The 12,406-nt window shown below is 61.5% G+C and carries 12 protein-coding genes; 3 read left to right on the top strand and 9 right to left on the bottom strand.

The features are described 5' to 3' along the window. The first annotated feature begins 21 nt into the window (after positions 1-21). From holA to ACLD1Y_RS10360, 3 genes are all read left to right on the top strand, one after another. The gene (gene holA, locus ACLD1Y_RS10370) at positions 22-1,059 is read left to right on the top strand and encodes a DNA polymerase III subunit delta (RefSeq protein WP_429477797.1); all 1,038 of its coding nucleotides are present in this window, start codon (positions 22-24) and stop codon (positions 1,057-1,059) included. A gap of 159 nt (positions 1,060-1,218) precedes the next feature. Beyond that, a complete protein-coding gene (gene arfA, locus ACLD1Y_RS10365; protein ID WP_003176285.1) occupies positions 1,219-1,383 on the top strand; it encodes an alternative ribosome rescue factor ArfA in 165 nt (54 codons plus the stop codon). Positions 1,384-1,445: 62 nt separating this feature from the next. Then, complete coding sequence (locus tag ACLD1Y_RS10360; protein ID WP_429477794.1) at positions 1,446-2,771, top strand: lytic murein transglycosylase; 1,326 nt, start codon at positions 1,446-1,448, stop codon at positions 2,769-2,771. A 125-nt stretch (positions 2,772-2,896) separates the two neighbouring features. Here the strand turns inward: ACLD1Y_RS10360 and ACLD1Y_RS10355 are convergent, their stop codons facing one another. The 9 genes from ACLD1Y_RS10355 to mrdA form a co-directional block, all read right to left on the bottom strand. Then, on the bottom strand, positions 2,897-3,814 hold the full coding sequence (locus ACLD1Y_RS10355; RefSeq protein WP_429477793.1) for a S66 peptidase family protein: 918 nt from the start codon (positions 3,812-3,814) through the stop codon (positions 2,897-2,899). 156 nt (positions 3,815-3,970) lie between these two features. Continuing rightward, positions 3,971-4,972 (bottom strand): lipoyl synthase, encoded by a 1,002-nt coding sequence (gene lipA / locus ACLD1Y_RS10350; protein WP_017735632.1) that lies wholly within the window; start codon positions 4,970-4,972, stop codon positions 3,971-3,973. A 26-nt stretch (positions 4,973-4,998) separates the two neighbouring features. Beyond that, positions 4,999-5,646: a lipoyl(octanoyl) transferase LipB gene (lipB, locus tag ACLD1Y_RS10345; protein ID WP_429477791.1), complete on the bottom strand. Its 648-nt coding sequence runs from the start codon at positions 5,644-5,646 to the stop codon at positions 4,999-5,001. Then, on the bottom strand, positions 5,646-5,921 hold the full coding sequence (locus ACLD1Y_RS10340; RefSeq protein WP_192299032.1) for a DUF493 domain-containing protein: 276 nt from the start codon (positions 5,919-5,921) through the stop codon (positions 5,646-5,648). The genes lipB and ACLD1Y_RS10340 overlap by 1 nt, the downstream gene beginning before the upstream one ends. Positions 5,922-6,004: 83 nt before the next feature. After that, entirely contained in the window at positions 6,005-7,162 is a 1,158-nt protein-coding gene (locus tag ACLD1Y_RS10335; RefSeq protein WP_429477789.1) for a D-alanyl-D-alanine carboxypeptidase family protein, read from the bottom strand. 178 nt (positions 7,163-7,340) lie between these two features. Further along, complete coding sequence (locus tag ACLD1Y_RS10330; protein ID WP_429477787.1) at positions 7,341-8,336, bottom strand: septal ring lytic transglycosylase RlpA family protein; 996 nt, start codon at positions 8,334-8,336, stop codon at positions 7,341-7,343. Next, a complete protein-coding gene (mltB, locus tag ACLD1Y_RS10325) occupies positions 8,336-9,346 on the bottom strand; it encodes a lytic murein transglycosylase B (protein WP_429477785.1) in 1,011 nt (336 codons plus the stop codon). Before mltB ends, ACLD1Y_RS10330 begins: the two co-directional genes overlap by 1 nt. A 17-nt stretch (positions 9,347-9,363) precedes the next feature. After that, positions 9,364-10,467, bottom strand: a complete 1,104-nt coding sequence (rodA, locus tag ACLD1Y_RS10320; RefSeq protein ID WP_050572452.1) for a rod shape-determining protein RodA — start codon at positions 10,465-10,467, stop codon at positions 9,364-9,366. 31 nt (positions 10,468-10,498) lie between these two features. Continuing rightward, positions 10,499-12,397 carry a penicillin-binding protein 2 gene (mrdA, locus tag ACLD1Y_RS10315; protein WP_429477783.1) on the bottom strand — a complete coding sequence of 633 codons (1,899 nt, stop codon included), beginning with the start codon at positions 12,395-12,397 and terminating at the stop codon, positions 10,499-10,501. Positions 12,398-12,406 lie beyond the last annotated feature (9 nt).

Raw genomic sequence — 12,406 nt, 5'->3', positions numbered from 1 at the left:
AGCGCCCCGTTCGCCCCGCCTATGAAACTCGCCCCCGCCCAACTCACCAAACACCTGCAAGGCGGCCTTGCGCCTGTCTATATCGTCAGCGGGGATGACCCGCTGTTGTGCCAGGAAGCCGCCGATGCCATTCGCACCGCCGCGCGCCAGCAAGGTTTCGATGAACGCCAGGTGTTTGCCGCCGATGCCAGTTTCGATTGGGGTACGCTGCTGCAAGCCGGTGCGAGCATGTCGCTGTTTGCCGAAAAACGCCTGCTGGAACTGCGCCTGCCTTCGGGCAAGCCTGGCGACAAAGGTGCGGCAGCCTTGATGGAGTATTGCTCGCGTCCCGCCGAGGACACGGTGCTGCTGATCAGCCTGCCCAAGCTCGATGGCAGCGCGCAGAAAACCAAGTGGGGCAAGGCCCTGGTGGAAGGGGCACACACCCAGTTCATCCAGATCTGGCCGGTGGACAGCAACCAGTTGCCGCAGTGGATTCGCCAGCGCTTGTCCCAATCGGGATTGTCGGCCACCCAGGATGCGGTGGAGTTGATCGCTGCCCGGGTCGAGGGCAACTTGCTTGCCGCCGCCCAGGAAATCGAAAAGCTTAAGCTGATGGCCGAAGACGGGCAGATCACTGTCGAAACCGTGCAAGGCGCAGTGGCCGACAGTGCGCGTTTTGATGTGTTCGGGCTGGTGGATGCGATCCTCAACGGCGAGCCCGCCCACGCCCTGCGCATGCTTGAAGGCCTGCGCGGCGAAGGCGTGGAGCCGCCGGTGATCCTCTGGGCCCTGGCCCGTGAGCTGCGGGTACTGGCCAATATTGCCTTGCAATACAGCCAGGGCACGCCGCTGGACAAGTGCTTCAGCCAAGCCCGACCACCGGTGTGGGACAAGCGAAAACCCCTGATGAGCAAAGCCCTGCAACGGCACTCGGCGCAACGCTGGGCGCAATTGTTGCTGGAAGCGCAGCGTATTGACGCGCAGATCAAGGGGCAAGCAGCGGGTTCGCCGTGGATGAGCTTGAGCCGCTTGTCGCTGTTGATGGCCGGTCAGCGCCTGCCTCTTCCCGCCGAGTAACCCCTCTCTCAAAAACACCACAAATCCAATGTGGGAGCGGGCAAGCCCGCTCCCACATTTTTGATCGCATTTACAATTTCTGAAGTGTGCCAGTCTTTACAGCCGCACCACTTCGGCAGATGATTTGCACCGCTTCAACCCACTCAGAGAGAGACGACCATGAGCAAAAAGCCATCCAAGCATGGCCCCAACAAGGCCAAATCCATCATCGCCCAGCCACTGTTCCGCAGCCGTCAGGAACGCGCCGGCAAGGGCAAAGGCAGCTACCGCCGCGAAGCCTTCCAGTCTAATAGCTGGGAGGCTTCTTACTTTCTGGCTGCCTAAAGGCAAGCGCCCCTCCGAACATGATAAGGTCTGCACCTGATTTGTAATCCCTGGACCTGTGCATGCCCTCTTGTCTTTCCCGTCGTTGGCACCTTCGCCAATTGATCGCTGCCTCCAGCCTCATTCTGCTAGTCGCCTGCGCGGAAAAACCCACCGCTGCCGACGCTCAACCCCTGCCAAAACTCCAGACCGCACCGAGCGTGGCCCCCGCTGTGGTGGCGCCCCTGGCGGTGGACAACCTCGATATCCAGCCAACCCAGACCTTTGCTGAGTGGCAGGCCGGTTTCCGCGCGCAGGCACTGCAAGCCGGGATCACCGCCGCGGTGTTCGACAACGCTTTCGCCAACGTCACCCCTGACATGGCCGTGATCCGCGCTGACCGCAGCCAGCCGGAATTCTCCCGCCCGGTGTGGGAATACCTCGACGGCGCCCTGTCGCCGGTGCGCGTGCGTAATGGCCAGGCCTTGCTGGTGAAATACGCCGACATCCTGCAAAGCATTGAGCAACGCTACGGCGTTGATCGCCAGGCACTGGTTTCGGTGTGGGGTATGGAAAGTAACTTCGGCCAGTTCCAGGGCAATAACTCAGTGATCCGCTCGCTGGCGACCCTGGCCTATGAAGGCCGTCGCCCGGCGTTCGCGCAGGCGCAATTGCTGGCGGCATTACAGATCATCCAGCACGGCGATATCCAGGCCGACCAGATGAAAGGCTCCTGGGCCGGCGCCATGGGCCAGACCCAATTTATCCCGACCACCTATAACACCCACGCCGTCGACTTCGATGGCGACGGTCGCCGCGATATCTGGAACAGCCCAGCCGACGCCCTCGCTTCTACCGCGCACTATTTGCAAAGCTCCGGCTGGCAGAAAGGCCAGCCGTGGGGCTTTGAGGTGAAACAACTGCCGACGAACTTCGACTACGCCCTGGCCGATGGTGGCATCCGCAAGACCGTTGCCGAGTGGATGAAGCTGGGTATCCAACTACCTCCGGGGGCGAGCATGCCACCCAACGTCGACCAACTGTCCGCCGCGCTGCTGCTGCCGGCTGGCTACCGTGGCCCGGCGTTTCTGGTGCTGGATAACTTCCGCGCAATCCTCAAATACAACAACTCCTCGTCCTACGCACTGGCGGTAGGCCTGCTGTCGGAGCGCTTTGGCGGTGGCGGAGTGATTCGTGGCGAGTGGCCGAAGGATGAGTTGCCGCTGAGTCGCTCGCAGCGTATCGACCTGCAAACCGCGCTGAGCAACAACGGCTACGACGCGGGCAACCCGGATGGGATTATCGGTGCCAATACGCGCAAGGCGATTCGTGCGGCGCAACAGGCGCTGGGGTGGCCAGCGGATGGGTATCCGACGGTGAAGCTGTTGGAGTCGTTGCAGAACCGTTAGAGCGGCTTATGGCTACTGCCGCCTTCGCGAGCAAGCCCGCTCCCACATTTGACCGCGTTCCAAAGGATGTACACGGTTAAATGTGGGAGCGGGCTTGCTCGCGAAGAGGCCATCACAGACAACAATTATCTAAAGACTACATCCTGCTCCAACACCACCCGCTGCTCCCCCGCATCCAGCTTCACCAACGCGCCCATTGGCAGTGTGAGATTCGGGTCGCAATGCCCACTGCGCCAGCCCGCCAACACCGGAATGCACAGCGGCTCAAACGTCTGCTTGAGCAAACGCACCAACGCCTGGTTATCCACCCCCGCCACATACCCTACCAACACACCGGCAACCTGCGCCAGCTTGCCCGCCAGCCGCAGATGGGTCAGCAGGCGGTCGATCCGGTAGATCGGTTCGTTGACGTCTTCGATCAGCAGGATGATGCCCTCGGCGTCAATCTCGTAGGGTGTACCCATGACCGCCGCAATCATCGACAGGTTGCCGCCTAACAAGCGCCCACAGGCAACGCCAGGCGCGATGGTGGTCAACGGATAGGCCACCGGGTGGGCCAACACGCTACCAGCGCCCAGTTGGCCACGTAGCATACTGAGCAGCGAGGACTCGGTAGGCTGTTGCTTATCGCCCAGCAGGTCGGCATTGAGCATCGGCCCGTGGAAGGTCACGAAGCCGGCGTAGCGGCTAATGGCCAAGTGCAGGGCGGTGATGTCGCTGTAACCCACGAAAGGCTTGGGGTTGGCGCGTAGCAGGTCGAAGTCCAGGCTGTCGAGCAGGCGTGGGGTGCCGTAGCCGCCGCGCAAGCAGAAGATGGCGTCGATTTCGGGGTCGGCGAAGGCCGCGTGCAGGTCGCGAAGGCGTATTTCATCGCTGCCGGCGAGGTAGCCGTCGCGTTCGTAAACACCGGGGAAGATTCGTAGGTCGTATCCGCGGGCACGCATCCATTGCCCGGCTTTTTCCACATCCAGCGCGGCAGGGCCGGCGGGGGCGATCAGGGCGATGGTGCCCTCGGCACGCAATGCGGGTACGGCGGTGGTCATCCACGACTCTCCCTAAATAACGCAGAACGAAATGTGGGAGCGGGCTTGCTCGCGAAAGCGGAGTGTCAATCAACTAATCAGGTGACTGAAACACCGCATTCGCGAGCAAGCCCGCTCCCACACAAGCCCGAATCCACATTCAATATGCGGCGCGACTTAAGAAACCAGGCTCGCCTTGACCAGCTTGGCCTGCTCGTCAGCGTGGTACGAAGACCGTACCAGCGGGCCCGACGCGACGTTCTTGAAGCCCATCTTGTAACCTTCCTCGGCGAACCAGGCGAAGGTGTCCGGGTGCACAAAACGCTGCACCGGCAAGTGGCTGCGGGACGGTTGCAGGTACTGGCCCAGGGTCAGCATGTCGATGTCGTGTTCGCGCATGCGTTTCATGACTTCGATCACTTCTTCGTCGGTCTCGCCCAGGCCCAGCATCAGGCCGGATTTGGTCGGGATGTGCGGCATCATCTGCTTGAATTTCTGCAGCAGGGTCAGCGACCACTGGTAGTCCGAACCCGGACGCGCGGCCTTGTACAGGCGCGGTACGGTTTCCAGGTTGTGGTTGAACACATCCGGCGGCTCGGCGGCGGTGATTTCCAACGCTACGTCCATGCGGCCGCGGTAGTCCGGCACCAGGGTTTCAAGCATCACGTTCGGCGACAGCTTGCGGATCTCGCGGATGCAGTCGGCGAAGTGCTGGGCACCGCCGTCACGCAGGTCGTCGCGGTCTACCGAGGTGATCACCACGTATTTGAGGCGCAGGTCGGCGATGGCGATGGCCAGGCTTTCCGGCTCGTTCACGTCCAACGGCTTCGGCCGGCCGTGGCCGACGTCGCAGAACGGGCAACGACGGGTGCAGATGTCACCCATGATCATGAAGGTGGCGGTGCCGCCGGAGAAGCACTCGCCCAGGTTCGGGCAGGAGGCCTCTTCGCACACGCTGTGCAGCTTGTGTTTGCGCAGCAGGGCCTTGATACGGTCGACTTCCGGCGAAACCGGGATGCGCACGCGGATCCAGTCGGGTTTCTTCGGCAGTTCGGTGGTCGGAATGATCTTCACCGGGATGCGTGCAACCTTCTCGGCGCCGCGCAGCTTGACGCCGGCTTCCACCTTGGCACGCGGGGCCGGGGCCGGACGGTCGGTAACGTCCACCGTCGGGATCATGGTTTGCACTGCATCAGTAGTCATAATCAGTCGATTCCGCCCGTAAGGGTCGTCTGCTCAGCATAGTCGAGGTGTTTGACGAGCTGCGCACGCAGTCGGGCACTTACCTCGGCAAATTTAATCGGTGCAGCGTGTTCGCTCAGTTGGGTCATTGCCAGCCCGGCATAGCCGCACGGGTTGATCCGACGGAACGGCGCCAGGTCCATGTCCACGTTCAGGGCCAGGCCGTGAAAGGAACAGCCATGACGAATGCGCAGGCCCAGGGACGCGATTTTCGCGCCATCCACATATACACCGGGTGCATCGGGCTTGGCTGCGGCCGTCACGCCGTAACTGGCCAGCAGCTCGATCAGGCAAGCCTCCATGCGGCTTACCAGGTCGCGCACACCAAACCCCAGCTTGCGCACATCCAGCAATAGGTATGCGACAAGTTGTCCCGGGCCATGGTAAGTCACTTGGCCACCTCGGTCGACCTGCACTACCGGAATATCACCCGGAACCAACAGGTGCTCGGCCTTGCCGGCCTGCCCTTGGGTGAACACCGGCGGGTGCTCCACCAGCCAGATTTCATCCGGCGCCGAGTTGCCGCGTTCATTGGTGAAGCGCTGCATGGCGTGCCAAACCGGCTCGTAGGCCATCTGGCCGAGCTCGCGAAAGCCCAGGACCTGTGACATCACAACACCATGTGCACGAAGCCGGTGGCCCGCAGTTCGCTGTTGATGTCGTAGAGCTGGTCTTGACCGGTCGCAACGATGTGCAACTGGATCGTGGTGTACTTACCGTTGGTGCTGGAGCGCTCGTCCACACGGTTGTCGTTGATCGTCGCGTGTTTACGCACGATCTCGATGATCTTGTCTTTGTTGCCCACGCCGGTATCGCTGATCACTTTGACGGGATAATCCGTCACTGGGAATTCGATCTTTGGCGCCTTTACTTCGGTATCGGTCATGGCGTAACGGCCTCGTAAGCGTAAGCCTTGGCGACAACAAAGCCCCGCGTCGGATCAACGCGGGGCTTTGCAGATGCACGGTGTCAGTTGAACAAGCCGTAGAAGAATAGACGGATGCTATCCCACACGCGGCGGAAGATACCACCTTCGTCAACAGCGTCCAGGGCGATCAGGTCGGCGCTGTGCACCACCTTGTCGTCCAGTTTCACTTCGACTTTACCGATCACGTCACCCTTGGCGATTGGGGCGACCAATTGCGGGTTCATGGTCATGCTGGCGGCGAGCTTTTTCAGCTGGCCTTTAGGCATGGTCAGGGTCAGGTCTTCAGCCAGGCCGGCTTTGACCTGGGAGGTCGCGCCTTTCCAAACCGGTGCGGTCGCAAGCTCTGCACCCTTCTGGTAGAAGGTCTGGGTTTCGAAGAAACGGAAACCGTAGGTCAGCAGTTTTTGCGTTTCGGCCGCACGGGCCTGCTCGCTGTTGGTGCCGAATACCACGGCGATCAGGCGCTGGCCGTCACGTACAGCGGACGACACCATGCAGTAGCCGGCCTCTTCGGTGTGGCCGGTTTTCAGACCATCAACGGTCTTGTCGCGCCACAGCAGCAGGTTGCGGTTTGGTTGCTTGATGTTGTTCCAGAAGAATTCCTTCTGGGAGTAGATCGCGTAGTGCACCGGGTCAACGCGGATGATCGCGCGCGCCAGGATCGCCATGTCGTGAGCCGACGAGTAGTGCTCAGGGTTTGGCAGGCCGGTCGGGTTCATGAAGTGGCTGTTGGTCATGCCCAGGTCGGCGACAGTCTTGTTCATCATGTCGGCGAATGCATCTTCGCTGCCGGCGATGTGCTCGGACAGCGCCACGCTGGCGTCGTTACCGGACTGGATGATGATGCCGTGCAGCAGGTCGCTCACGGTCACTTGCGAGCCGACCTTGATGAACATGCGCGAACCGCCGGTGCGCCAGGCATTTTCGCTGACGGTCACCGGGTCGTTCTCGCCGATCTGGCCGCGACGGATTTCCAGGGTCGCGATGTAGGCGGTCATCAGTTTGGTCAGGCTGGCCGGTGGCAGGCGCTGGTCACCGTTGTTTTCCACCAGCACGTTGCCGCTGGCGGCGTCCATCAGGACCCAGGCCTTGGCAGCCAGTTGCGGGGAAGCTGGCACCATTTCAACCGCCCAGGCGGCCGGGGTGATGATCAGCGAAAGAAGCAGGCACGTGCGTTTGGCTATGGTGGTGATGTTCATCCGTCTCTCGAAATTGCGTATGGAAACTTGCCCTCGCGGGCAAAACTATTCAGACAGCCCGCTTCCAGACTGTCCCGTGTTCGGTTGCCCGCTCACCCCTTGCCCCTGGGTTTTATTGTTCAACGAGCCAACAACCCCGGCTCAGGCCCTTGTTCAGGCCCGACCCTTCAATCTTTTATTATTCGGCGGTGACCACACTGGGTTGCCCCAGGTTGGCCAGGCGCACGCTGTTTTGCACTTGGGCGACTTCGCTTGGCGAGCCGATCGGGCCCATGCGTACGCGGTGCAACGTCTGCTGGTTACGCACGATGGAACTGATGAAGACCGGCGCATTGACCATGCCGCTGAGCTTGGACCTTAACAGTTCTGCCGCGTCCGGGTTGGCGAAAGCGCCGACTTGCAGGTATTGGCCGCCCGCCATGGAAGCGCCAGGCGCGGCATGGGGCACGACAACGGTGTCAGGCGCGTGCTGCGCCGGTGGCGGCGTCCACTGCTCGATCTTGCCCGCCGACGCGGTGACTTGCGGTTGTTGAGTCTGCGGCTCGTTGAGCATCAACGGCGCCGGCTTGCCACGCTGGGCCCAGTATTGAGCCGGGTCGATACCTTCGACCTTGACCCGTGCAGTGCCGATTTCGGCATAGCCGAGTTTCTTCGCGGCGGCGTAGGACAAGTCGATGATGCGGTCCGAATAGAACGGCCCACGGTCGTTGACGCGCAGGATCACCGTGCGGTTATTGTCGAGGTTGGTCACCCGCACATAGCTGGGCAGCGGCAAGGTCTTGTGCGCCGCGCTCATGCCATACAGGTCATACACTTCGCCGTTGGCGGTGTTCTGGCCGTGGAACTTGGTGCCGTACCAGGACGCCGTGCCGGACTGCACGTAGGTCTTGGATTCTTGCAGCGGAAAGTAATTCTTGCCCAGCACCGTGTACGGGTTGGCCTTGTACGGGCCGGTGTGCAGGGTTGGCGTGGCATCCGGGATCTTGGAAACGTCCACATCCCACCACGGCGCGCCGTCTTTATGCGCGCGGTTGATGTCCAGGCCCGGCTGGGAACGTACGGCAGTGCCGCCCTTCTGCGCCGGAGCACGGCTGGTGGAGCAACTGACGATCAGCAGGGACAACGCGGCGAACGCCACCAGCTTGAGCGGTTGTTTGATCGGCGATACCCGCATTACTTGTTGCCCCGTGCTTGGACCAGCATGTCTGACAGCTGATGCACGGCCATGGCGTACATCACACTGCGGTTATAACGCGTGATTGCGTAGAAATTCTTCAGGCCCATCCAGTATTCGGGGCCGTTTTCGCCTTCGAGACGGAACGCCGTGACCGGCATATCATCCGGCAGCGCATTCTGACTCGACCACCCCAGCGCCCGCAACTCCCCGACCGTCTTGGCCGGCTCGATACCTTGGGTCAGGCCTTCATCGGCGCGATCCCCGGTCACATCGGCGCGGATCACCACCGGCTCGCCGGCCACCCAGCCATGGCGCTTGAAGTAGCTGGCCACACTGCCGATGGCGTCGTCCGGGTTGCTCCAGATATTGATGTGGCCGTCGCCGTCAAAGTCCACCGCATAGGCGCGGAAACTGCTCGGCATGAACTGCGGCAAGCCCATCGCACCGGCGTAGGAACCCTTGAGGGTCAACGGATCAACTTGCTCTTCGCGGGCCAGCAGCAGGAATTCGCGCAGCTCCTTGCGGAAGAACTCAGCCCGTGGCGGGTAATCGAAGCCCAGGGTCGACAACGCGTCGATCACCCGGTAGCTGCCGGTATTGCGCCCGTAAAAGGTTTCGATGCCAATGATTGCGACGATCACCTGGGCCGGCACGCCGTATTCCTGCTCGGCGCGGGCCAGTACCGCTTCGTGCTGGCGCCAGAAGTCCACTCCACGGGCCACGCGGGCGTCGGTGAGGAACATCGGGCGATATTCCTTCCACTGTTTCACGCGCTCGGCTGGGCGGGAGATGGCGTCGAGGATCGCCTGCTTCTTCTGCGCCTCGCGGAACACACCCATCAGTTGCTCACCGGCAAAACCGTAGTCGCGGGTCATTTCACCGACAAATTCGGCGACTTGGGGTGAACCATCGTAGTCACCGGCCTGCGCCTCTTGCGTTGCACCCAGCAGGCCAATCAGACCCATCCAGGACGCATGCCGAGTCGCCCAGCCGCGCATTACTTGCATTGACATCTTCACCTTATTCAAACCTGTGCGATCCATTTGCGATGCGTATGAATCGACATCAAAACCCCAAACGCTGACAGCAATGTCACCAGCGAAGTTCCGCCGTAGCTAATGAATGGCAACGGCACCCCAACCACCGGCAACAGGCCACTGACCATACCGATGTTGACAAAAACATAAACAAAAAACGTCATGGTCAACGCGCCGGCCAGCAGTTTGCCGAACAGCGTCTGCGCCTGGGCGGTGATCACCAGGCCGCGACCAATCAACAGCAGGTAGATCAGCAGCAACGCACAAATGCCCACCAAGCCGAACTCTTCGCCCATCACCGCAATAATAAAGTCGGTGTGGCTTTCCGGCAGGAAGTCCAGGTGCGACTGGGTGCCCAGCAGCCAGCCCTTGCCGAATACACCGCCGGAACCGATGGCCGCTTTCGACTGGATAATGTTCCAGCCGGTGCCCAGCGGGTCGCTCTCAGGGTCGAGGAACGTGAGGATCCGCTGCTTCTGGTAGTCGTGCATAAAGAAAAACCACATGGCGATGGCCACGGGCACGGCAGCGGCCAGCACGCTGAGGATCCAGCGCCAGCGCAAGCCGCCCATGAACAGCACGAATGCGCCGCCGGCCAGGATCAGCAACGAGGTGCCAAGGTCCGGCTGGCGCACGATGAGGATAAACGGTATGCCGATCAGGATCAGGCTGATGCCCACATGCTTGAGCTGCGGCGGCAAGGTGCGCTTGGACAAGTACCAGGCGATGGTCGCCGGCATCAGGATCTTCATGAACTCCGACGGCTGGAAGCGAATCACCCCAGGGATGTTGATCCAACGGGTCGCACCCATGGCGTTATGGCCCATCACGTCTACCACCACCAGCAGCAACACACCGGCCACGTAGCCCAACGGTACCCAGCGGGCCATGAAGCGCGGTTCCAACTGGGCGATCACCACCATCGACAGCAGGCCCAGGCCGAACGACGAGGCTTGCTTGATCAGCAGGTCCCAGTTCTTGCCGCTGGCGGAATACAGGACGAACAGGCTCCCAGCTGCCAGGGTAAGCAGCAGGATCAACAGTGGGCCATCGATGTGCATGCGTTGCAGCAGCGTCGCACGGCGACGCATCACATCCTCGCTGGAGAGGATGCGGTCAAAATTACTCTTCACTGGCCGTAACCTCGGTGCTTGAAGGGGGGCCGCCATATTCGGGCTTGAGCCTGCCGTCGTCGGCCAACAGCCAGGCGTCCATCACTTGGCGCACCACGGGGGCCGCGACGCCGGAGCCGGATTCACCGTTCTCGACCATCACCGCCACCACGATTTTCGGGTCATCCGCCGGGGCGAAGCCAACGAACAGGGCATGGTCACGGTGGCGTTCCTGGACCTTGGTGCGGTCATATTTCTCGCCCTGCTTGATCGCGACCACCTGGGCCGTACCGCTCTTGCCGGCTATGCGGTATTGCGCGCCGACGGCCGCCTTGCGCGCAGTACCGCGAGCGCCGTGCATTACTTGCTGCATGCCGTGGTTGACCTTGGTCCAGTCCGAGGCATCGCGCAGCACGATGTCCGGGATGGGGTTGTCATCCACAGGCTTCTCGCCTTCGATGGTCTTGGCCAGGTGCGGACGGTTCCAGATGCCTTTGTTGGCCACCAAGGCCGTGGCCTGGGCCAGTTGCAGCGGTGTGGCCTGCATATAACCCTGGCCGATGCCGAGGATCAATGTCTCGCCCGGGAACCACGCCTGGCGGCGGGTCGCACGTTTCCATTCCCGCGATGGCATCAGGCCAGGGGATTCTTCGAACATATCCAGGGAGACTTTCTGACCGAGGCCAAACTTGCCCATATAGGCAGACAGGCGGTCGATCCCCAGCTTGTGGGCCAGGTCGTAAAAATAGGTGTCGTTGGAGCGCATGATTGCGGTGTCCAAATCGACATAGCCGTCACCGGTGCGGTTCCAGTTACGGTATTTGTGATCGTAGTTGGGCAGCATGTAGTAGCCCGGGTCGAACACCCGGCTGGAGGCCGTGACCACGCCCGCATCCAGGCCGGCAATCGCCACCGCGGGCTTGATGGTCGAGCCCGGTGGGTACAGGCCGCGCAGTACGCGGTTGAACAGTGGCCGGTCGATCGAGTCACGCAACTCGGCGTAGGCCTTGAAGCTGATGCCCGTGACGAACAGGTTGGGGTCAAAGCTCGGCTGGCTGACCATCGCCAATACTTCGCCGGTCTTCGGGTCCAGGGCCACCACTGCGCCACGCCGCCCGCCCAACGCCATCTCGGCCGCTTCCTGCAGCTTGATGTCCAGGCTCAGCACAATGTCTTTGCCCGGCACCGGGTCGGTGCGCTTGAGCACCCGCAGCACGCGGCCACGGGCGTTGGTCTCGACCTCTTCGTAACCCACCTGGCCGTGCAGTTCAGGCTCGTAGAAACGCTCGATGCCGGTCTTGCCGATATGGTGGGTGCCGCTGTAGTTCACCGGATCAAGGCTTTTGAGCTCTTTCTCGTTGATCCGCCCCATGTAGCCGACAGAGTGAGCAAAGTGCGGACCTTGCGGGTAATGCCGCACCAACTGCGCCACTACTTCTACACCCGGCAAACGGAACTGGTTTACCGCGATCCGGGCAATCTGCTCTTCGGTCAGCTCAAACAGGATCGGCACCGGCTCAAACGGCCGGCGCCCCTGCTTCATGCGTTTTTCAAAGACCACCCGGTCTTCCGGCGTCAGTTGCAGTACCTCGACGATGACATCGAGGATCTGCTGCCAATCGCCGGACCGTTCGCGGGTCATGCTCAGGCTAAAACTGGGCCGGTTGTCCGCGACCACCACACCATTGCGGTCGAAAATCAGTCCACGGGTCGGCGGAATCGGCTGCACATGCACCCGGTTGTTCTCCGACAGCGTGGAGTGATAGTCGTACTGGATCACCTGTAGGAAATACAGGCGCGCAATCAACACGCCGATCAATCCCACCACCAAAAACGCGCCAAAGACTACGCGCGCGCGTACCAGACGTGCGTCTTTCTCGTGGTCCTTGATACGGATCGGCTGAGTCATCGGGAGGGG

This window comes from Pseudomonas sp. 18175 (assembly GCF_050432925.1).
Taxonomy (GTDB): domain Bacteria; phylum Pseudomonadota; class Gammaproteobacteria; order Pseudomonadales; family Pseudomonadaceae; genus Aquipseudomonas.
Note: the sequence above shows the minus strand (reverse complement) of the source record. Positions and strands in the feature narration are given on the sequence as shown.

Bases quoted from the DNA above. Each gene is read 5' to 3' on its own strand.
- holA (WP_429477797.1), top strand. From the start codon at position 22: ATGAAACTCGCCCCCGCCCAACTCACCAAACACCTGCAAGGCGGCCTT.
- arfA (WP_003176285.1), top strand. From the start codon at position 1,219: ATGAGCAAAAAGCCATCCAAGCATGGCCCCAACAAGGCCAAATCCATC.
- ACLD1Y_RS10360 (WP_429477794.1), top strand. From the start codon at position 1,446: ATGCCCTCTTGTCTTTCCCGTCGTTGGCACCTTCGCCAATTGATCGCT.
- ACLD1Y_RS10355 (WP_429477793.1), bottom strand. From the start codon at position 3,814: ATGACCACCGCCGTACCCGCATTGCGTGCCGAGGGCACCATCGCCCTG.
- lipA (WP_017735632.1), bottom strand. From the start codon at position 4,972: ATGATCCCGACGGTGGACGTTACCGACCGTCCGGCCCCGGCCCCGCGT.
- lipB (WP_429477791.1), bottom strand. From the start codon at position 5,646: ATGTCACAGGTCCTGGGCTTTCGCGAGCTCGGCCAGATGGCCTACGAG.
- ACLD1Y_RS10340 (WP_192299032.1), bottom strand. From the start codon at position 5,921: ATGACCGATACCGAAGTAAAGGCGCCAAAGATCGAATTCCCAGTGACG.
- ACLD1Y_RS10335 (WP_429477789.1), bottom strand. From the start codon at position 7,162: ATGAACATCACCACCATAGCCAAACGCACGTGCCTGCTTCTTTCGCTG.
- ACLD1Y_RS10330 (WP_429477787.1), bottom strand. From the start codon at position 8,336: ATGCGGGTATCGCCGATCAAACAACCGCTCAAGCTGGTGGCGTTCGCC.
- mltB (WP_429477785.1), bottom strand. From the start codon at position 9,346: ATGCAAGTAATGCGCGGCTGGGCGACTCGGCATGCGTCCTGGATGGGT.
- rodA (WP_050572452.1), bottom strand. From the start codon at position 10,467: ATGCGTCGCCGTGCGACGCTGCTGCAACGCATGCACATCGATGGCCCA.
- mrdA (WP_429477783.1), bottom strand. From the start codon at position 12,397: ATGACTCAGCCGATCCGTATCAAGGACCACGAGAAAGACGCACGTCTG.